An 18,374-nucleotide genomic window follows, 5' to 3' on the forward strand; every position below is an offset into this window, starting at 1 on the left:
CCGTATGGCTGAGCGCAGGCAGTTTTCGGGCAACACCTAGACGCCTAGATAACGGTCGCGGATACCCTCGTCGAGTTCGCCGGGCAACCCACTCCAGGCGGTGCGCCCCTTTTCCAGGATGGTGCAGCGATCGACCAGCGGCAGCAGCTCGGAGAGCGACTTGTCGACGATCAGTGTCGACTGCCCCTGTTGCTTGAGGGTATGGATGGCCGCCCAGATCTCCTTGCGAATCACTGGAGCCAGCCCCTCGGTGGCTTCGTCGAGCACCAGCAGGCGCGGATTGGTCATCAGCGCTCGGCCGATGGCCAGCATCTGCTGCTCGCCGCCAGATAAGGTTTGCGCCGACTGCTGGGCTCGCTCGGCCAAACGTGGGAACAGCCGTTCGACCTGCATCAGATCCCACTGGCCGGGGCGTGCGGTGGCGATCAGGTTCTCGCGCACCGTCAAGTTGGGAAAGCAACGACGTCCCTCCGGCACCAGCCCTAACCCCAAACGCGCGATGCGATAGGACGGCAGCTTACGCAAGTCGCGAGACTCGAACTCGATCGTGCCGCTGGCAGCCGGGGTCAGGCCGAACAGCGAGCGGATGGTGGTGGTCTTGCCCATGCCGTTGCGACCCATCAGCGCCACCATCTCCCCCGCCGCCACATACAGGTCGACCCCGAACAGTGCCTGGGAGGGGCCATAGAAGGTTTCGATACCAGCAATGTTCAACATGTCAGTCCCCCAGGTAGGCTTCACGAACCAACGGATTGGCACGGATCTCGTCGCTGACGCCATGCGCGATCACCTGTCCCGCGACCAGTACGGAGATGCGATCGGCCAGACGAAATACGGCGTCCATATCGTGCTCGATCAACAGGATCGGCACTTCGTGCTTGAGCTCCTCGAGTAGTTCGGTGAGTCGCGCCGAACCCTCCGGCCCCAACCCGGCCATGGGTTCGTCGAGCAGCAGAGCACGCGGCTTCAACGCCAGCGCGCAGGCTACTTCCACCTGGCGACGCTCGCCGTGGGAAAGCTCCGACACCGGCGTCTCGGCACGCGATTCGAGCTGCATGCGGGCGATGGCGGCGCGAGCTGGCTCGACCAGGCTGGCGTCGCGATGCACCGGCTTCCAGAAGTGGAAACTATGCCCCTGCAGGCCCTGCACGGCGATCATCACATTGCGCAGTACCGACAACGAATCGGCCAGAGAGGAGACTTGGAAGCTGCGTCCCAGGCCGCGTCGTGCCCGCTGCGCCACGCTTAGCGCGGTGATGTTCTCACCGGCCAGTCGGACCTCGCCCCGATCGGGCATCAAATGGCCGGTGATCTGACCGATCAGTGTCGACTTGCCAGCGCCGTTGGGGCCGATCAGGGCATGGATTTCTCCCGCCTTGAGGTCGAGCGACACATCATGCGTGGCCTGCAGCGCGCCGAAGCTCTTGTGCAGGTGGCTAAGCGTCAGCACGGCATCACTCATGACGCGCCCTCCCCGCCAGCAGCCCCATTACGCCACCGCGGGCGAATAGCACCACGAACAGCAGAATCAATCCGAGGAACAGCAACCAGTACTCGGTCAGCCCACCGAGCAGGGTTTCCATGAGCACGAACAGCATGGCCCCGGAGAGCGGTCCATACAGCCGGCCGACACCGCCCAGGATGACGATGACCATGATCTCGCCGGAGCGATGCCAACTGAGCATGCTCGCCCCGACGAAACCGTTGAGGTCAGCGAACAACGCCCCGGCCAGGCCGGTGATCACCGCCGAGATCACGAACGCCACCAGGCGGATGGGGTAAGGCGCTATCCCAGCGGTGGCCAGGCGCGTCTCGTTGAGTCGTGCCATGGTCAGCGCCGCACCGAACCGCGACTGCATCAGGCGCGCGGTGATCGCCAGTGCCAGCACCAGCGCCGCGAAGCAGATCAGGAAGAAGGTCAGCGGATCGTTGGTATCGAGCCCGGGAAACTGGTTGCGCAGATAGATCGGCAACCCGTCCTCGCCACCATAGGTCGGCCAGGAGACGGCGAAGTAATAGATCATCTGGGCGAACGCCAGGGTGATCATGATGAAGTACACCCCGGATGTGCGCAGCGAAATCGCCCCGATCACCAGCGCCAGTACGGCACATGACAGCATCGCCACCAGCCAGATCACCAGCAGGTTGTCGGTACCCGGCATGGTGATGGGCCAGCTCAGCACTGGTGTCATGTCGAAGGCGTGGAAAGCGCTGATGCCGGCGACATAGCCACCCAACCCGAAGAAGGCGGCGTGGCCGAAGCTGATCATGCCACCATAGCCGATCGCCAGATTGAGCCCCACCGCGGCCATGGTGACGATGGCAATGCGGGTCGCCAGGTTGACGTAGTAGACCTCGCCCAGGGCATTGGCGATCATTGGTGCCAGCAGCAGCAAGCCGAGCAGCGCCCAGTTGACCCAGGTTTCACGCTGAATGCGCGGCATCGGCACCGGTGTCGCGCCCGGCGTCTTGTCCAGCGCGCCTTTGTGTAATCTAGTCATTGGCAGCAAACAGCCCTTTCGGTTTGAACGCCAGGATGATGGCCATCAGCACGTAGATCAGCATCGAGGCCAGTGCCGCCCCGACCCCGGAGGCCTCGGCCGGCGTCATGAACAGCTTGAACAGCGACGGCAGGAACACCCGGCCCAGGGTATCGACGAGGCCGACCAGCAGCGAGCCGATCAGCGCCCCCTTGATCGAGCCGATGCCACCGATCACGATCACCACGAAGGCCAGGATCAGCACCGGTTCACCCATGCCCACCTGCACCGACTGCAAGGCGCCGATCATCGACCCGGCCAGCCCCGCCAGTGCCGCCCCCAGGGCGAACACCAGCGTATAGAGCTTGGCGATATCGATACCCAGTGCCCCGATCATCTCCCGGTCGCTCTCACCGGCGCGGATGCGCATGCCCAAGCGAGTGCGGGAAATCAGCAGGAACAGCGCCACCGCCACCAGCACGCCCACAGCGATGATCACCAACCGGAACACCGGGTAGCGCGAACCGCCAGGTAGGGCCACGGCCCCCGAAAGGGCCTCGGGCACGTTGAGCCACAAGGGAGAGGAGCCGAACAGCCAGCGCGTGCCTTCGGAGAAGATCAGGATCAAGGCGAAGGTCGCCAGCACCTGATCGAGATGTTGGCGATGATAGAGGCGGCGGATCACCAGCAATTCGACCACGGCACCGACTGCGGCGGCGGCCAGGATACCGGCCCCCAGGCCGACCCAGAACGAGCCAGTGGTGCCCGCGGTCCAGGCGGTCACGAAAGCCCCGACCATGTAGAAGGAGCCATGGGCGAGATTGATCAGGCCCATCACGCCGAACACCAGGGTCAGGCCGCTGGCCATCAGAAACAGCATGGTGCCGAGCTGCAGGCCATTGAGGAGTTGTTCGAATAGCAGGGATAGGGTCACGATGGCGTCCCTGAGTCAGACGAGGTGAGAACACCGTACGGGCTGCATGGCCGGCCCGTACGGTCAGTTGGCTTTACATTCGGCATTCATCGACGAAGACATCCTGCATGTCCTCGACGGCCACGCCCACCAGTCGATTGGTCGGCTGGCCGTTGTCGCCGGCAACCACGGTACGGACATAAATGTCCTGAATCGGGTGATGGTTCTTGCCGAAGCGGAATTCGCCACGTGTGGACTCGAAGTCGGCGGCGCGCAACGCTTCGCGGAAGGCATCCGCATCATCCGGATGCGCCGTCTCCAACGCGCTGAGAATCAGGTTGGCGGTGTCGAAGCCCTGCGAGGCATACAGCGTCGGCGTGCGGCCATAGGCTTCACGGAAGCTCTCGACGAAAGCTTGGTTGGTGGGGTTGTCGAGGTCGTAGGCCCACTGGGAGGTATTCACCACACCGATCGCCGCCTCGCCCACCGCGCCGAGGATGATTTCGTCGAAGGAGAAGGCCGGCCCGAACAGCGGCAGCTCGACACCTGAGCCGTGGAACTGCTTGGTGAAGGCGATACCCATGCCACCTGGCAGGAAGAAGAACACGCTGTCGGCATCGCTGGCACGAATCTGGGCGATTTCGGCGGCGTAGTCAGTCTGTCCGAGCTGGGTATAGATCTCGCCGGCCAACTCGCCACCATGATAGCGACTCTTGAAGCCCTCCAGTGCGTCCGTTCCGGCAGGATAATTGGGCGCCAGGATGAACGGCTTCTTGAGCCCTTGCTGCTGCATGTAGGCACCCATGGCCTCATGCAGGTTATTGTTCTGCCAGGCGACGTTGAAGTAATTCTCATGGCAAAGGCGCCCCGCCAGGTCCGATGGTCCGGCATTGGGCGAAAGATAGAATACCCCCTGGCGTACCACGGAAGGGACCACCGCCATGGCCAGGTTGGACCACACGATGCCGGTGAGGATATCGACCTTATCGCGCTGGATGAACTCATCGGCCAGGTTCTTGGCCACATCGGGCTTGCGGGCATCGTCCTTGATCAGCAGCTCGATGTCGTCGCGACCGGACTGCTCAAGGGCGAGCTGGAAGCCGTCGCGGATATCCACGCCCAAGTGCGACCCACCTCCCGAGAGCGTGGTGATCATGCCGATCTTGACCTCGTCGGCCTGGGCCTGGAACGACGCCAGACCAGTCGACATCAGCAGGCCGAGGCCAACGGCTGTCAGTTTCTTCATGGTGAGATCCCCTTGAGTACAGGTGTTGTTGTCACGTTATCTCGTCGTGGTTGGCATCATGCCTGGCCACCGGTGGCAGCGGGATGGTACGCCTGCTTGAGGCGGAAGCGCTGGATCTTGCCGGTTGCCGTCTTGGGCAGCTCGTCGATGAAACGCACCGAGCGCGGATACTTGTAGGGTGCCAAGGTCTGCTTGACGAAGTCCTGCAGACGCTGGGCACACGCCTCATCGCCCACGATGCCCGGCGCCAGCACGACGAACGCCTCGACGATCTGGCCACGCTCCTCGTCGGGCGCGCCGACCACTGCGCATTCCAGCACCTCGTCATGCGCCAGCAGCGCCGCTTCCACCTCCGGGCCGGCGATGTTGTAACCCGCGGAGACAATCATATCGTCGCTACGCGCGGCGAAGTGAAAGTATCCCTGCGCGTCCTGAACGAAGCTGTCTCCGGTGAGGTTCCAACCATCGCGCACGTATTGGCGCTGACGGTCGTCGGCCAGATAGCGGCAACCGGTAGGCCCCCGCACTGCCAACCTGCCGACTTGACCCACCGGCACTTCCTGCATCTCCAGGTCGACGACCCTTGCCTCGTAGCCCCCCACCGGCTTGCCGGTGCATCCCGGTTTGGCATCGTCGAGCCTGTTGGAAATGAAGATATGCAGCATCTCGGTGGAGCCGATGCCGTCGAGCATGAGCTTGCCGGTTTTCTGCCTCCATTCCTCATAGACCGGGGCCGGCAAGGTTTCGCCGGCGGAGACCGCGACACGCAGGCTCGACAGATCGGCGCCTTCGTCCATCGCCTTCAACATACCACGGTAGGCCGTGGGCGCCGTAAACGAAACGGTGGCGCGATAGGTCTCGATGATGTCGATCATGTTGGCTGGCGAGGCCTTCTCCAGCAGCGTCGCGGTGGCACCGAAACGCAGCGGGAAAATCGCCAGGCCACCCAGGCCGAAAGTGAAGGCCAGTGGCGGCGAGCCGACGAAGATATCGTCCGGCGTGACCTGCAGGATCTCGCGGGCATAGCCATCGGCAATGATCAGGAGGTCGCGGTGAAAGTGCATGGTGGCCTTGGGCTGACCGGTGGTGCCGGAGGTGAAGGCCAGCAGTGCAACGTCGTCCTGGGCGGTATCGACGGCGGTGAACGTCGCCGGCTTGTGCAGGGCGGCGCGGTCGAGGTCGGCGTCGTGGTTGGCGGTGCCATCGAAGCCGATCACCTGAGTCAGGTAGCTACTGGTCTCGGCGCAGGCCATCAGTTCATCGAGCAGCCGGGTATCGCAGAGCGCGTGGCTGATCTCGGCCTTGTCGACGATCTTGGTCAATTCTCCGGCACGCAGCATCGGCATGGTATTGACCGCAACCGCACCAACCTTGGTGGCCGCCAGCCAGCAAGCGACCATCGCCGGGTTGTTGGCCGAGCGGATCAGCACCCGGTTCCCCGGCTTCACGCCGTAATCCTCGACCAGCGCATGGGCCAGTTGGTTAGTCCATTCCGTCAGTTCACGGTAGGTACGTTGCCGGTCGTTGCCGATCAACGCGACGCGCTCGCCGAAGCCTTGCTCGACCAGCCTGTCGCTGAGCTCGACGGCGGCATTGAGTTGCGGCGGGTAGTCGAACCCCTCCAGCCTCAACTCGGGCCATTGGTCACGAGGCGGCAGGTGATCCCGGGTGAAGGTATCGAGGTGGGCCGTTTTTCCCAACATCGTGGGCCTCCATCGTCAGAGACGTTGTTGTTGTCGGCGATTGAGCTGCACAGACATTTATTCATGTGTTTCCCAGGGCGCTGCGCGCGATAATTACCTTCTGTACCTCGGAGGCGCCCTCGTAGATGCGCAGCGCACGAATCTCGCGATACAGGCTCTCGACGATATGCCCCTTGCGGACTCCATCGCCGCCATGCAACTGCACTGCCTTGTCGATCACCTGCTGGGCATGGTCGGTGGCGTAGAGCTTGGCCATGGCGGCTTCGCGAGTGACCCGAGCAGCGCCCTGGTCCTTGGTCCAGGCGGCGCGATACACCAGCAACGCGGCAGCATCCACGTCCAGCGCCATGTCGGCGAGGTGCCCCTGCACCAATTGCAGGTCGGCGAGCGGACCGCCGAACAGTTCGCGCTCGCGACAGCGGGCCAGCGACTCGTCGAGCGCACGGCGCGCAAAGCCTAGCGCCGCCGCCCCCACTGTGGAACGGAACACATCGAGCACCGACATGGCGATCTTGAAGCCCTGCCCGGCCTCACCGATCAGGTTCTCGCGTGGCAAGCGCAGGTCGTTGAAGCCCAACCGCGCCAGTGGGTGGGGCGAGATGGTTTCCAGGCGTTCGCGAATTTCCAGCCCCGGCGTATCAGCCGGTACCAGAAACGCCGACAGCCCCTTGGCCCCGGGCGCCTCGCCGGTGCGCGCGAACACGGTGTAGAGATCGGCAATACCGCCGTTGGAGATCCAGGTCTTCTCGCCGTTGAGCACGTAGTGATCGCCGTCGCTGGTGGCGCTGGTCTCGATCCGCGCGACATCCGAACCGGAACGCGGTTCGGTCAAGGCGAAGGCCGCCAACGCCTGGCCGCTGCGTGTTCTGTCGAGCCAGCGTTTTTGTTCGTCGCTGCCGAACAGGCTGATGGCTCCGGTGCCCAGCCCCTGCATGGCGAAGGCGAAGTCGGCCAGGCCGTCATGGCGCGCCAGAGTCTCGCGCAACAGGCACAGTGAACGCACGTCGATGGCCGCGCCGCCGGTGTAGCGCAGGAAGCCGGCCTGACCGAGGGCGCGCACCAGGCCAATGCAGGCGTCGTCCACCTCGGCATGGGACACTGGCAGGTGTGCGGCACACCAGGCCTCGACACGTTCGGACAACTCGCGATGCGACGCCTCGAAGAAGGGCCACTGCAGGAAGCTGCGATCGCTCATCAGTCGCCTCCGAACTCGGGTTTTAGCTTGGCCACGAACGCCCGGTAGGCGCGCTCGAAATCCTTGGTCTGCATGCAGATCGCCTGGGCCTGGGCCTCGGCCTCCAGGGCCTGCTCCAGGCTCATCGACCACTCCTGGTTCAACTGGGTCTTGGTGATGCCGTGGGCGAAGGTCGGCCCCTGGCACAACCGCTGGGCATAGGCGATGGCTTCGGGCTCAAGCTTCCCGGCTTCGATCACGCGGTTGTAGAAGCCCCAGGCGAGCCCCTCCTCGGCGCTCATGCTGCGTCCGCTGTAGAGCAGGTCGGCGGCGCGCCCCTGGCCGATGATGCGCGGCAGAATCGCACAGGCGCCCATGTCGCAGCCGGCCAGCCCCACCCGGGTGAACAGGAAAGCGGTCTTGGCTTCCGGCGTGGCGAAACGAATGTCGGAAGCCATGGCGATGATCGCCCCCGCACCCACGCACACCCCATCGACAGCGGCGATCACCGGTTTCTGGCAGTTGAGCATTGCCTTGACCAGGTCGCCGGTCATGCGCGTGAAGGCGAGTAGACCTTTCATGTCGCGCTCCAGCAGCGGGCCGATGATGTCGTGCACGTCGCCGCCGGAACTGAAGTTGCCGCCATTGGCGGCAAACACCACCGCCTTGACGTCGTCGGCATAAGCCAAGTCGCGGAAGGTGTCGCGCAGTTCGGCGTAGCTGTCGAAGGTCAGTGGATTCTTGCGCTCGGGACGGGCGAGTTGAATGACGGCGACCTCGCCCTCCATGCGCCACAGGAAATGCTTGGGAGTGTGGCTTGCCATGTTCATCGTTCGGCTCCCGGTTCGGCGGGCAGGCGGTGCAGCAGCTCGCCCATGTGGTGGGCGTCTTTCTCGGTGACGCCGTCGAACAGTTCGCTGACCCAGGCTTCATGGGCTTCGGCCATCTCGGCGAAGGCGGCGCGGCCAAGCTCGGTCAGGCACACACGGGTGGCGCGGCGGTCGCCCTCGATGGCAATACGGTCAATGTAGCCATCCTCCACCAGCCGGTTGACGATGCCGGTGACATTGCCGTTGGAGACCATCAACTGGCGCGACAATTCATTCATCTTCAGGCCCTCGGCATGTCGGTACAGCGCAGCCAGCACGTCGAAGCGCGGCAAGGTGGAGTCGAACTGCACGCGCAGCTTCTCGCGCAGTTCGGCCTCGACCTGGCGCGTCACCCGCAACATACGCAGCCACAGGCGCAGGCGTTCCTTGCTGGTGGTTTGCGGGCTCATGGCCTGGGCTTTCTCCTCGACTCCCATCAAATCTCGCCTCCCGATATCGAAATCGCCTGGCCGGTAATGGCATCGCTGCCGGGGCCACACAGCCACAGTGCAGTGGCGGTGACATCGGCGGGCTGCACCAATCGCCCGGTGGGGTTGGCGCGGGTGAAGTGCGCCCGCGCCTGCTCGGCGGTGCGACCGGTCTTGTCGACGATGCTGTCGATGCTGGCCTCGAGCAGAGGCGTCTCGGTGAAGCCAGGACACAACGCATTGACGGTGATGCCGCGTTGGGCGGTCTCCTGGGCCAGCGCCCGAACCAGGCCGACCACGCCGTGCTTGGCGGCGCAGTAGGCGCCGACATAGGCATAGCCCTTGAGCCCGGCGGTGGAGGCTACCGCCAACAAGCGTCCGCCGGGGCGCAAATGCTTCAGTCCCTCGCGCAGCGTCAGGTAGACCCCGGTGAGATTGACGTCGAGCATCCGCTGCCAATGCGCCAGGTCGCTCTTCTCCAGGGCCACGCTCTCGGCAGCGCCAGCGTTGGCGACCACCACGTCGAGTTCGCCCATGGCCTCGAAGAGGGCCAGCATGGCGGTCTCGTCGGTGACATCGGCCACCTGAGAATCGATGTTGGCGTGATGCTCGGCCACATGTTCCAACGCCTGCCGGCGGCGTCCGACGATGGTCACCCGGGCGCCGGCCTTGGCGAAGCCCAGCGCCATGTCGGCGCCGATACCGGAACCGCCACCGGTGATCAAGACGCGTTTGTCGTGCAGGGTAGCCATCTCAAATCAATCCTTCGTTGCGTTCGGCCAGCCGGTAGAGCTGGTCGCGGCCAGCGAGATAGGGTTTCGGCCAGGTCACTTCGCGATCGCCCAGACGCACAGCGGCATGCAGGGTCCAGTAGGGGTCGGCCAGGTGCGGGCGCGCCAGGCACACCAGATCGGCACGCCCGGCCATCAGGATCGAGTTGACGTGGTCGACGTCGTAGATATTGCCCACCGCAATGGTCGCCATGCCGGTCTCGTTACGAATGCGGTCGGAGAACGGCGTCTGGAACATGCGTCCGTACACCGGCTGCGCGCGGGTCGAGGTCTGCCCCGCCGAAACATCGCAGATGTCGACGCCAGCCGCCTTGAGACGCCGGGCGATCTCCACTGCCTCCGCCGGTGTCACGCCTTCCTCGCCGACCCAGTCATTGGCCGAGATACGCATCGAGATCGGCTTGTCGTCGGGCCATGCTTCGCGCACGGCGTGGAACACCTCCAGCGGATAGCGCATGCGGTTGTCCAGCGAGCCGCCGTACTCGTCGTCGCGACGGTTGGTCAGCGGCGAGATAAACGACGACAGCAGGTAACCGTGGGCGGCGTGGATCTCGAGCATGTCGAAGTCGGCACGATCCGCCATCCGGGCCGCAGCGACGAACTGTTCACGGACGCGGTCCATGTCGTCGCGGTCCATGGCCTTGGGTACCTGGTTGCGTAGTGACCAGGGCACCTCGGAGGCGGCCATTACCGGCCAGTTGCCGTCCGGCAGTGGCGCATCCATCTCCTCCCAGCCGAGCTGAGTGGAACCCTTCGGCCCCGAGTGGCCGATCTGTGCGCACAGCTTGGCCGGCGTTTCGGCGTGCACGAAGTCACACAACCGCTTCCAGGCGGCTTCGTGTTCGGGAGCGTAGAAGCCAGTGCAACCCGGAGTGATACGCCCTTCGGGGCTGACACAGGTCATCTCGATGTAGACCAGCCCGGCACCGCCCTTGGCGCGTTCGGCGTAGTGCACGAAGTGCCAGTCGGTGGGACAACCGTCGACGGCCTTGTACTGCGCCATCGGCGAAACCACCACGCGGTTGAGCAGCTTTAGGCCACGCAGTTCGAAGGGCGCGAACATCGGGGCACGGTTGCTTCCGGGATTGCCGGCCTGTTCCTGGAACCAGCACTCGGCACTGGCCAGCCACTCAGGGTCGCGCAGGCGCAGGTTCTCGTGACTGATGCGCTGCGAACGCGTCAGCAGCGAGTAGTTGAATTGCACCGGGTCGAGATGCAGGTAGCGCTCGACCTGCTCAAACCATTCAGTGGAGTTGCGTGCCGCCGACTGCAGGCGCAATACCTCCAGGCGCCGTTCCTCTTCGTAACGGGCGAAGGCATCCTCCATGCTCGGCTCGCTGTGCAGGTAATCGGCTAGGGCGATGGCGCTCTCCAGTGCCAGCTTGGTGCCGGAGCCGATCGAGAAATGCGCAGTGGCGGCAGCATCGCCCATCAGCACCACATTCTTATAGCTCCAGCGCTCGCACAGCACGCGCGGGAAGTTGATCCACGCCGAACCACGAATATGCCGGGCATTGCTCATCAGTGAGTGACCATCGAGGTGGCGGGCGAAGATCCGCTCGCAAACGGCAATCGATTCCTGCTGGGTCATCTCACCGAAGCCGAACTTGCACCAGGTTGCCTCGCTGCACTCGACGATGAAGGTCGCGGTATCGGCATCGAACTGATAAGCATGTGCCCATACCCAGCCGTGTTCGGTGCGCTCGAAGATGAAGGTGAAGGCGTCATTGAAGGTCTGATGGGTGCCGAGCCACACGAACTTGCAGGCGCGTGTGTCGATATCAGGCTTGAAGTGCTCCCGATAGCGTTCACGAGTCTTCGAATTGATCCCATCGGCAGCGATCACCAGATCGAATTCACGGCGATAGGTTTCGATGTCGTCGGATTCGATGGGTGTCTCGAAGCGCAGCTCCACGCCCAGTTCACGAGCGCGCTGCTGCAGCAGGATCAGCAACCGTCGGCGCCCGATGCCGCAGAAGCCGTGGCCGGTGGAAACCGTCTTGACGCCCTGGTGGATCACCACGATGTCGTCCCAGTAAGCGAAGTGCTCACGAATGCGCTCGGCACTAGCGGCATCGTTGCGTGCCAGGTTGTCGAGCGTTTCGTCGGAGAGCACCACGCCCCAGCCGAAGGTGTCATCCGGGCGGTTACGCTCGACCACCACGATCTCATGAGACGGGTCACGTCGTTTCATGCTGATGGCGAAGTAGAGACCTGCCGGGCCCCCGCCGAGACAAGCTATCCTCATCACGAATCACTCGTTGGGTTGCATTATGAATCAAGCTAGACGTTCTCCAAAAATACTTCAAGCTTAAAATTTCAAGCTTGAAGTATTTGACGTTGCACAATACGCTCAAGACATATACCTCCTCAATCAACCCGGCACCGAGGTGCCTCATGACCGATCTACTCGAAAGCCGACACGATGCAGGGGTGGTTCGTCTTACCCTCAACCGGCCCACGGTGCGCAACGCACTCAACACCGACTTGCTCGGGGCGCTGGCCAGTGCCCTCGACCGAGCGGCGCAAGACGAGACGGTACGCTGCGTGGTGGTCCACGGTGCGGATAGTCACTTCGCTGCGGGGGCCGATATCGATGAGTTAGCCGAACGATCCGCCAGCGACGGCCCAGGCGACCCTCGCCTAGGCCACTGGCAACGCATACAGCGCTTCCCCAAACCCTTGATCGCTGCCGTGGAGGGCTACTGCCTGGGCGGTGGCTGTGAGCTGGCGCTGTGCGCCGATCTGCTGGTGGTCGCCAATGATGCCCAACTCGGGCAACCAGAGATTCGATTGGGGTTGATTCCCGGCGCCGGCGGCCTGCAGCGCCTGGCCATCACCCTGGGCAAGGCGCGTACCATGCACCTGGTACTCACTGGCGAACGGATAAGTGGTGGCCAGGCCTACGACTGGGGACTGGCCTCGCAATGCTGTGGCCACGGCGAAGCCCTGGACACGGCATTGGCCACCGCGGAGCGGCTCGCAGAGGGGCCGCCGCTGGCCCAGCGCCTCGCCAAGCAGGCGGTGCTGGCGGTCACCGAAACCTCGCAGCAGGCTGCCTTCGAACTGGGGCGACGCTCCTTCGAGTTACTGCTCTCCACCGACGACAAGGCGGAGGGCATCGCCGCCTTCCGTGACAAGCGCCCACCCTCTTTCAGCGGAAAATGATCATGCCGATCGCCAACATTGCCATCATCGGTGCCGGCACCATGGGTCAAGGCATCACCCAGCTCTGTGCCCAGTATGGTTACACCACCTGGCTTTACGATGTGCAGGACGGCGCCGCCGAGAAGACGCGACAGCGGATCGTTCAGGCGCTGGACAAACGGGTCACCAAGGGGCGAATGACGCCCGAGGACGCCGACGCGGCACTTGCCCGCGTGAGCGTGGCCAACTCGCTCGTGGAACTTGCCGAGGCCGACCTGGTGGTGGAGGCGATCGTCGAGAATATCGCCATCAAGCGCACCCTGTTCGCCGAACTGGAAGGGCTGTGCCGCGCCGATGTCCTGCTGTGTACCAACACCTCCTCACTATCGGTCGGCGAGATCGCCGCCGAGTTGCATACCCCTCAGCGCTTTGCCGGCCTGCATTTCTTCAACCCACCCACTGCGATGAAACTGGTCGAGGTCGTCAGCACTGATGCCACGACAAAGACCACGCTGCAGACGCTGCACGACTTCGCCCGCTCTTTGGGCAAGACACCCGTCGCTGTCAGCGACAGTCCCGGCTTCATCGTCAACCGCTGCGCGCGGCCCTTCTATGGTGAGGCGCTGTGGCTGCTGGAACACGGGGCCGCCTCGGTGGCCACCATCGACGCCTGCCTGAAGAGTGGCGGTGGCTTTCCGCTCGGCCCGTTCGAGCTGATCGACTTGGTGGGCCTCGATATCAACTTGCGTGCCACTGAGACCGTCTGGCGGGCTTTCGACCGCCACCCCCGCTTCCGGCCCTCGCCGCTGGTGGCCGACAAGGTCGCGGCAGACGAACTGGGCCGCAAGGGCGGCGTGGGCTTTTACCGCTACGACGATGGCCACGATGAAGACCCCTTCCCTCTCGCACCGGCTGGGGTCACCTCGGTAGAGGAAGTGATCGCGCATCTACCTGACGATTTAGCACAGCGGTGCCGGGTCAGTGATGGACGCACTGCCGCCGAACTTGCCGCTGGGCGAGGCCAAGCCGTCATCGTCTTCGATACCCTGCTACGCCCATGGCCAAACGATCGGTCGGCGACTCTAGCCTTCGCCAGCCACGGGCTCGATGCCATTGCTCACGAGCGGCTGGTAGAAGCCGCCGCCGCCCAGGGCGTTCGCTTGATCGAAGTCGCCGACCGGCCGGGACTGATCGTGCTGCGTGTCGCCGCCATGCTGGTCAACGAGGCCCGCTTCGCGCTGGACGAAGGCATCGCCAGTGCCGATGACATGGACACCGCCATGCGCCTGGGACTGAATTTCGCGCTTGGCCCATGGGAGATCCTCAAGCGGCTGGGTGTCGAACGCATTCGCACCACACTCGGACGTGCCGCCGAGGAAGACACTTCCGGACGCTACGCGCAGCCCACTTCCTGATCGCCCCTCCGAAACGCTGACGGCCGAGGAGTTTCCCGCCCTCCTGCCACCTCCCAAGGCAGCGGAGGCGCCACGCGAGAGCGAGCAAGCTTCGATAGCCAACAAGTCGCATTGAGTCTCCATGGGCAAAGCGGCATTTTCCTGACATCATCGCGCTAAGTGACTCAGCCGACAGGAATGTATCGATGCCGCACCCCCAACGTCTTTTCTTTGCGCTATCTGCCTCGGCATTGCTGGCCATCGCGATAACGGGTTGCACCGTCAATACCTATCCCGACGGCAGTCGTGAGACCGTGTGGGGTGTCCCGCAAGACACCGATGGCAACAACGCCCAGTATCGTCCCGGCACCATCCGTGACAAGAACGGCGAGGTTCGCCAACAGACCGAGCTGCCCAAGCGCTAACCCCTTCCTTCGACACGGAGACCGCATGGACTGGACCCTGGCCCATACGTGGCTTGCCGTTGCCCTGTTGCTGGGACTGGCGGAACTGACCTCCGGCGCGCTGGTGCTACTGGCTCTGGCTGTCGCCGCTGCCTTGACTGCCCTGCTGGCTTTCATGGGAGCTACGCCTGCCTGGCAACTGCTGGGTATGGGCGTCTTCTCGGGGCTGCTGGTTCCGCTGACCATCAAGGTAATTCGGCCGCACTTCTCGCCCCGCGGCGTGGAATATGGCACTACCGGCACCGGCGTAGAGAAGGGCCGTGAGCATCGCACCCTTAAACGCGATTACGATGGTGCCAGCGGCATCAAGATCAATGGCGATTTCTACCGCTTGCGCGTCGCCGAGAGCGGGGAGACCGAGCTGCCAGCCGATACCCAGGTCATCTTCCAGGAGTTCGATGGCACCACCGCCATCGTGACATTGCCGTCCAGAACTTATAATTGACATGGCAGCGCCCCAGGATCGGGACGGTCTGTAAGACATCCCGTCCTTCACGCGACTTACTTGGATGAGCCATCACACCCATTCATTCATGGCGCAGAAGAGAACACCATGCACGACACCGTACAAGACTACTATGGCCGCCAGTTGCAAAGCTCGGCGGACTTGAAGACCTCGGCCTGCTGTGACAGCTCGCAGATGCCGGAGTGGCTCAAGCCGCTGCTGGCGAACATCCATCCCGACGTCTTGTCGCGCTACTACGGCTGCGGTCTGGTATGTCCAGAGTTGCTGGACGGCTGCCGGGTACTGGATCTTGGGTCCGGTAGTGGACGCGACGTCTACCTCCTGGCGCAACTGGTGGGCCCCGAGGGCGAAGTGGTCGGCGTGGACATGACCGACGAGCAACTGGCGGTGGCCGAAGCCCACCGGGAGTACCACCGCGAGGCCTTTGGTTACGACAATGTGCGCTTTCTCAAGGGCTATATCGAGCAGCTGGATCAATTGGGGCTGGAGCCCCACAGCTTCGATGTGATCATCTCCAACTGCGTGGTCAATCTGTCGCCGGACAAGGCGGCGGTCCTGGCCGGCGTGCAACGCCTGCTCAAGCCCGGTGGCGAATTCTATTTTTCCGATGTCTACGCCGACCGACGCGTACCCGAGACGGTGCGCGATGATCCGGTGCTCTACGGCGAGTGTCTGGGAGGTGCCCTCTACTGGAACGACTTCCTGCAGTTGGCCAAACGACAGGGGTTTATCGACCCGCGCCTGGTGACCGACCGCCCCCTGGCGATTACCGACCCGGCATTGCATCCCAAGCTGGGCAATCTGCGCTTTTTCTCGGCCACTTATCGGTTATTCAACCTCGACGGCCTGGAACGTGATTGCGAGGACTACGGCCAGGCCGTGGTCTACCGGGGCACGATTCCCCACTGTCCGCATGTCTTTGTACTGGACAAGCACCACCGGATTGAAACCGGGCGCGTGTTCCCGGTATGCGGCAATACTTGGCGCATGCTTCAGGAGAGCCGTTTGGCCGCTCATTTCGATTTCCTCGGCGACTTCAGTCGTCACTACGGCCTGTTCGAAGGTTGTGGCGGCGGGCTGCCCTTCGATCTGGCACCAACAGCCACCCAGGAGAGTGCCTCATGCTGCTAACCCAGGCACCCACTGACGCATCGGGGCAGATCATCAAGCCTCTCGAAGTGCTGGTGTTGTGTACCGGCAACTCCGCCCGCAGCATCATGGCCGAGGCCCTGTTCAATCATTGCGCGGGGCCATGGATTCACGCCCACAGTGCGGGCAGCCGGCCCACGGGTCGAGTCAATCCCTATGCCCTGGAACAGATCGCCCGACTCGAGGACGCGGCGCTGGTGCACAGTAAAAGCTGGGACGCGTTTGCCGGACCGCGAGCACCGAGCCTGGATATCGTGATCATCGTGTGCAACAACGCCGCCACGGAAAGTTGTCCACACTTTTCCGGCAATCCGGCAAGGGTACACTGGGGATTGCCCGATCCCGCCGCCGCCACCGGCAGCGAGGAGCAGATCCGCGCGGCCTTTGCCGCCTGCTTCGAAGAACTGCATCGACGCATCACCGCCCTGGTGCAACTACCGCTGGGCGAGATGGACCGCAAGCAGGTTGTACGAGCCATGGAGGCGATGGCTGAGTCGTACGCATCTTGCCCGTGACCGCGATATCGGTCATCGTCACGGCCTTCGATAGCACCACCGCCATCGTCACGCTGACATCGCATTCGCATAAGGAGCACTGAACATGGAACTTCCCGTCAGCCCGGGCCTGATCCTCGCCCTGATCATCGTCGTTCTCGGTATCGTGATCATCGTCAAGGGGCTGGTGATCGTGCGCCAGTCGGAAGTGATGGTGATCGAGCGGCTCGGCTCATTCAGCCGGGTGCTGGAGAGTGGCATCAACATCATCATCCCGTTCATCGAACAGCCGCGAGCCATCAGCATGATTCGTTACAAGAAGCTGGGCGAGGAATTCCATCCGCTCACCAGCGACGAAACTCGTATCGACCGTCGCGAGACGGTGATGGATTTTCCAGGACAACCGGTGGTGACCACCGACAACGTCACCGTGACGATCAACGGTGCTCTCTATTATCAGATCATCGATCCCAGGCGTGCCGTCTACGAAGTCGAGAACATGAGTCAGGCGGTGGAGGTACTGGCCAAGACCACCCTGCGCTCGGTGGTCGGCAAGATGGAGCTCGACAAGCTGTTCGAGTCGCGCGCCGAGGTCAACAACGAGATCCAGGCCGCCATGGAGGAGCCCGCCTCCAAGTGGGGCGTCAAGATCTCGCGGGTCGAGGTACAGGACATCGCCATGCCTGAGGAAGTGGAAACCGCCATGCGGTTGCAGATGGCCGCCGAGCGCAAGCGCCGCGCCACGGTGACCGAGGCCGAGGGCGAGAAGGCCGCCGCCATCGCCAAGGCCCAAGGCCAGCGCGAGTCGGCGATCCTCAACGCCCAGGGCGACAAGGAATCCGCCATTCTGCGCGCCCAGGGCGAGCAGGAATCGATCAAGCTGGTACTGAATGCCATCGGCGACAGCGAGGAGAACAAGCGCACCGTGGTCGGCTACCTGCTGGGCCAGAGCTACATCAAAGCCCTGCCGACCATGGCCCAGGATGGCGAGCGAATCTTCGTACCCTACGAATCCTCCGCCCTGCTCGGCTCTATGGGTATGTTCCGCGAGATGGCCGGCTCACCGGAAGACGTGGTGTCGCAGCATCTCAAGCGCGACGGTCTACGTGGCGGGGTCGTCGGCGCAGCAGCCTCGGGGAGCTGAGCCATGGCCCGGCCGCTCAGGCCGGACCGATGGTCAAGGCACGAGTCATGATGGTCACCTCTTCGCCGCGATAGCTCAGCGACTCGTGATCCCGCCAACCGAGTCGACGATAGAGCGCCTGCTGGTCCGGCGTGAACAGGTAGCAACGCTCGATGCCCCACTCCCGCGCCTCGTGTTCGACTCGCTGCACGAGGCGTGAAGCGATTCCTCGTCCTCGCCACGCGGGCAGTACAAACACCGAGGCCAGCCAGGGGGTCAGTTCAGGGCGCACACTCATGTCGTCGACCACCAGACTCGCCGTCCCCACCGGGGCCTCGCCATGCATGGCCACGAATACCGAGGGCACGCCACCTTCGCCGCACTGAGCGACGAAAGCCTCGCAATACGCCTCAGCCGATTCTTCGGGATGTAGATACCCCCACTCGGCGTAGGTCCACCCTGCCACGGTCGTCGCGTGAGGCGAGTCGGCACTCAAGCGTACGATCGATATATTTTCCATCCTCTGATTACTC

19 protein-coding genes are annotated in these 18,374 nt (G+C 63.5%); 7 read left to right on the top strand and 12 right to left on the bottom strand.

Features of this window, described 5'->3' with window-relative positions; genetic code table 11:
• Positions 1-36: 36 nt before the first annotated feature.
• The 11 genes from IE093_RS10860 to IE093_RS10910 form a co-directional block, all read right to left on the bottom strand.
• Positions 37-717: an ABC transporter ATP-binding protein gene (locus IE093_RS10860; RefSeq protein ID WP_189469054.1), complete on the bottom strand. Its 681-nt coding sequence runs from the start codon at positions 715-717 to the stop codon at positions 37-39.
• A 1-nt stretch (position 718) separates the two neighbouring features.
• Positions 719-1,462 (bottom strand): ABC transporter ATP-binding protein, encoded by a 744-nt coding sequence (locus tag IE093_RS10865; protein WP_189469057.1) that lies wholly within the window; start codon positions 1,460-1,462, stop codon positions 719-721.
• Positions 1,455-2,444 (bottom strand): branched-chain amino acid ABC transporter permease, encoded by a 990-nt coding sequence (locus IE093_RS10870; protein WP_189469281.1) that lies wholly within the window; start codon positions 2,442-2,444, stop codon positions 1,455-1,457. The genes IE093_RS10865 and IE093_RS10870 overlap by 8 nt, the downstream gene beginning before the upstream one ends.
• 49 nt (positions 2,445-2,493) lie before the next feature.
• Positions 2,494-3,414, bottom strand: a complete 921-nt coding sequence (locus tag IE093_RS10875) for a branched-chain amino acid ABC transporter permease (RefSeq protein WP_189469059.1) — start codon at positions 3,412-3,414, stop codon at positions 2,494-2,496.
• 73 nt (positions 3,415-3,487) lie between these two features.
• On the bottom strand, positions 3,488-4,639 hold the full coding sequence (locus IE093_RS10880; protein ID WP_189469061.1) for an ABC transporter substrate-binding protein: 1,152 nt from the start codon (positions 4,637-4,639) through the stop codon (positions 3,488-3,490).
• 56 nt (positions 4,640-4,695) lie between these two features.
• Positions 4,696-6,342, bottom strand: coding sequence for a benzoate-CoA ligase family protein (locus tag IE093_RS10885; protein ID WP_189469063.1), 1,647 nt, complete (start codon positions 6,340-6,342; stop codon positions 4,696-4,698).
• A gap of 61 nt (positions 6,343-6,403) precedes the next feature.
• Entirely contained in the window at positions 6,404-7,537 is a 1,134-nt protein-coding gene (locus IE093_RS10890) for an acyl-CoA dehydrogenase family protein (RefSeq protein WP_189469065.1), read from the bottom strand.
• Positions 7,537-8,346 carry an enoyl-CoA hydratase family protein gene (locus IE093_RS10895; RefSeq protein ID WP_229803489.1) on the bottom strand — a complete coding sequence of 270 codons (810 nt, stop codon included), beginning with the start codon at positions 8,344-8,346 and terminating at the stop codon, positions 7,537-7,539. The genes IE093_RS10890 and IE093_RS10895 overlap by 1 nt, the downstream gene beginning before the upstream one ends.
• Positions 8,343-8,795 (bottom strand): MarR family winged helix-turn-helix transcriptional regulator, encoded by a 453-nt coding sequence (locus IE093_RS10900; RefSeq protein ID WP_189469067.1) that lies wholly within the window; start codon positions 8,793-8,795, stop codon positions 8,343-8,345. Before IE093_RS10900 ends, IE093_RS10895 begins: the two co-directional genes overlap by 4 nt.
• 26 nt (positions 8,796-8,821) lie before the next feature.
• Entirely contained in the window at positions 8,822-9,565 is a 744-nt protein-coding gene (locus IE093_RS10905; RefSeq protein ID WP_189469069.1) for an SDR family NAD(P)-dependent oxidoreductase, read from the bottom strand.
• 1 nt (position 9,566) lies between these two features.
• The gene (locus IE093_RS10910) at positions 9,567-11,852 is read right to left on the bottom strand and encodes a bifunctional salicylyl-CoA 5-hydroxylase/oxidoreductase (protein ID WP_189469285.1); all 2,286 of its coding nucleotides are present in this window, start codon (positions 11,850-11,852) and stop codon (positions 9,567-9,569) included.
• Between the two features lie 149 nt (positions 11,853-12,001).
• Between IE093_RS10910 and IE093_RS10915 the strand changes: the two genes are divergently transcribed.
• From IE093_RS10915 to IE093_RS10945, 7 genes are all read left to right on the top strand, one after another.
• Entirely contained in the window at positions 12,002-12,772 is a 771-nt protein-coding gene (locus IE093_RS10915) for an enoyl-CoA hydratase-related protein (protein WP_189469072.1), read from the top strand.
• A 2-nt stretch (positions 12,773-12,774) separates the two neighbouring features.
• Complete coding sequence (locus IE093_RS10920; RefSeq protein WP_189469074.1) at positions 12,775-14,166, top strand: 3-hydroxyacyl-CoA dehydrogenase NAD-binding domain-containing protein; 1,392 nt, start codon at positions 12,775-12,777, stop codon at positions 14,164-14,166.
• Positions 14,167-14,351: 185 nt separating this feature from the next.
• Entirely contained in the window at positions 14,352-14,570 is a 219-nt protein-coding gene (locus IE093_RS10925) for a hypothetical protein (protein WP_189469076.1), read from the top strand.
• A 25-nt stretch (positions 14,571-14,595) separates the two neighbouring features.
• On the top strand, positions 14,596-15,054 hold the full coding sequence (locus IE093_RS10930; RefSeq protein ID WP_189469077.1) for an NfeD family protein: 459 nt from the start codon (positions 14,596-14,598) through the stop codon (positions 15,052-15,054).
• Positions 15,055-15,162: 108 nt separating this feature from the next.
• The gene (locus tag IE093_RS10935) at positions 15,163-16,206 is read left to right on the top strand and encodes a methyltransferase domain-containing protein (protein WP_189469079.1); all 1,044 of its coding nucleotides are present in this window, start codon (positions 15,163-15,165) and stop codon (positions 16,204-16,206) included.
• Entirely contained in the window at positions 16,197-16,739 is a 543-nt protein-coding gene (locus IE093_RS10940; protein ID WP_189469081.1) for an arsenate reductase ArsC, read from the top strand. Before IE093_RS10935 ends, IE093_RS10940 begins: the two co-directional genes overlap by 10 nt.
• An 85-nt stretch (positions 16,740-16,824) precedes the next feature.
• Positions 16,825-17,862 (top strand): SPFH domain-containing protein, encoded by a 1,038-nt coding sequence (locus IE093_RS10945; RefSeq protein WP_189469083.1) that lies wholly within the window; start codon positions 16,825-16,827, stop codon positions 17,860-17,862.
• Positions 17,863-17,878: 16 nt separating this feature from the next.
• Here the strand turns inward: IE093_RS10945 and IE093_RS10950 are convergent, their stop codons facing one another.
• Positions 17,879-18,361 (bottom strand): GNAT family N-acetyltransferase, encoded by a 483-nt coding sequence (locus IE093_RS10950; RefSeq protein WP_189469085.1) that lies wholly within the window; start codon positions 18,359-18,361, stop codon positions 17,879-17,881.
• Positions 18,362-18,374: the final 13 nt, after the last annotated feature.

Source organism: Litchfieldella qijiaojingensis, from assembly GCF_014651875.1.
GTDB lineage: Bacteria > Pseudomonadota > Gammaproteobacteria > Pseudomonadales > Halomonadaceae > Litchfieldella > Litchfieldella qijiaojingensis.

Coding starts and splice junctions, on each gene's coding strand:
- IE093_RS10860 (WP_189469054.1), bottom strand. CDS start 717: ATGTTGAACATTGCTGGTATCGAAACCTTCTATGGCCCCTCCCAGGCA.
- IE093_RS10865 (WP_189469057.1), bottom strand. CDS start 1,462: ATGAGTGATGCCGTGCTGACGCTTAGCCACCTGCACAAGAGCTTCGGC.
- IE093_RS10870 (WP_189469281.1), bottom strand. CDS start 2,444: ATGCCGCGCATTCAGCGTGAAACCTGGGTCAACTGGGCGCTGCTCGGC.
- IE093_RS10880 (WP_189469061.1), bottom strand. CDS start 4,639: ATGAAGAAACTGACAGCCGTTGGCCTCGGCCTGCTGATGTCGACTGGT.
- IE093_RS10885 (WP_189469063.1), bottom strand. CDS start 6,342: ATGTTGGGAAAAACGGCCCACCTCGATACCTTCACCCGGGATCACCTG.
- IE093_RS10890 (WP_189469065.1), bottom strand. CDS start 7,537: ATGAGCGATCGCAGCTTCCTGCAGTGGCCCTTCTTCGAGGCGTCGCAT.
- IE093_RS10895 (WP_229803489.1), bottom strand. CDS start 8,346: ATGAACATGGCAAGCCACACTCCCAAGCATTTCCTGTGGCGCATGGAG.
- IE093_RS10900 (WP_189469067.1), bottom strand. CDS start 8,795: ATGAGCCCGCAAACCACCAGCAAGGAACGCCTGCGCCTGTGGCTGCGT.
- IE093_RS10905 (WP_189469069.1), bottom strand. CDS start 9,565: ATGGCTACCCTGCACGACAAACGCGTCTTGATCACCGGTGGCGGTTCC.
- IE093_RS10910 (WP_189469285.1), bottom strand. CDS start 11,852: ATGAGGATAGCTTGTCTCGGCGGGGGCCCGGCAGGTCTCTACTTCGCC.
- IE093_RS10915 (WP_189469072.1), top strand. CDS start 12,002: ATGACCGATCTACTCGAAAGCCGACACGATGCAGGGGTGGTTCGTCTT.
- IE093_RS10920 (WP_189469074.1), top strand. CDS start 12,775: ATGCCGATCGCCAACATTGCCATCATCGGTGCCGGCACCATGGGTCAA.
- IE093_RS10925 (WP_189469076.1), top strand. CDS start 14,352: ATGCCGCACCCCCAACGTCTTTTCTTTGCGCTATCTGCCTCGGCATTG.
- IE093_RS10930 (WP_189469077.1), top strand. CDS start 14,596: ATGGACTGGACCCTGGCCCATACGTGGCTTGCCGTTGCCCTGTTGCTG.
- IE093_RS10935 (WP_189469079.1), top strand. CDS start 15,163: ATGCACGACACCGTACAAGACTACTATGGCCGCCAGTTGCAAAGCTCG.
- IE093_RS10940 (WP_189469081.1), top strand. CDS start 16,197: ATGCTGCTAACCCAGGCACCCACTGACGCATCGGGGCAGATCATCAAG.
- IE093_RS10945 (WP_189469083.1), top strand. CDS start 16,825: ATGGAACTTCCCGTCAGCCCGGGCCTGATCCTCGCCCTGATCATCGTC.
- IE093_RS10950 (WP_189469085.1), bottom strand. CDS start 18,361: ATGGAAAATATATCGATCGTACGCTTGAGTGCCGACTCGCCTCACGCG.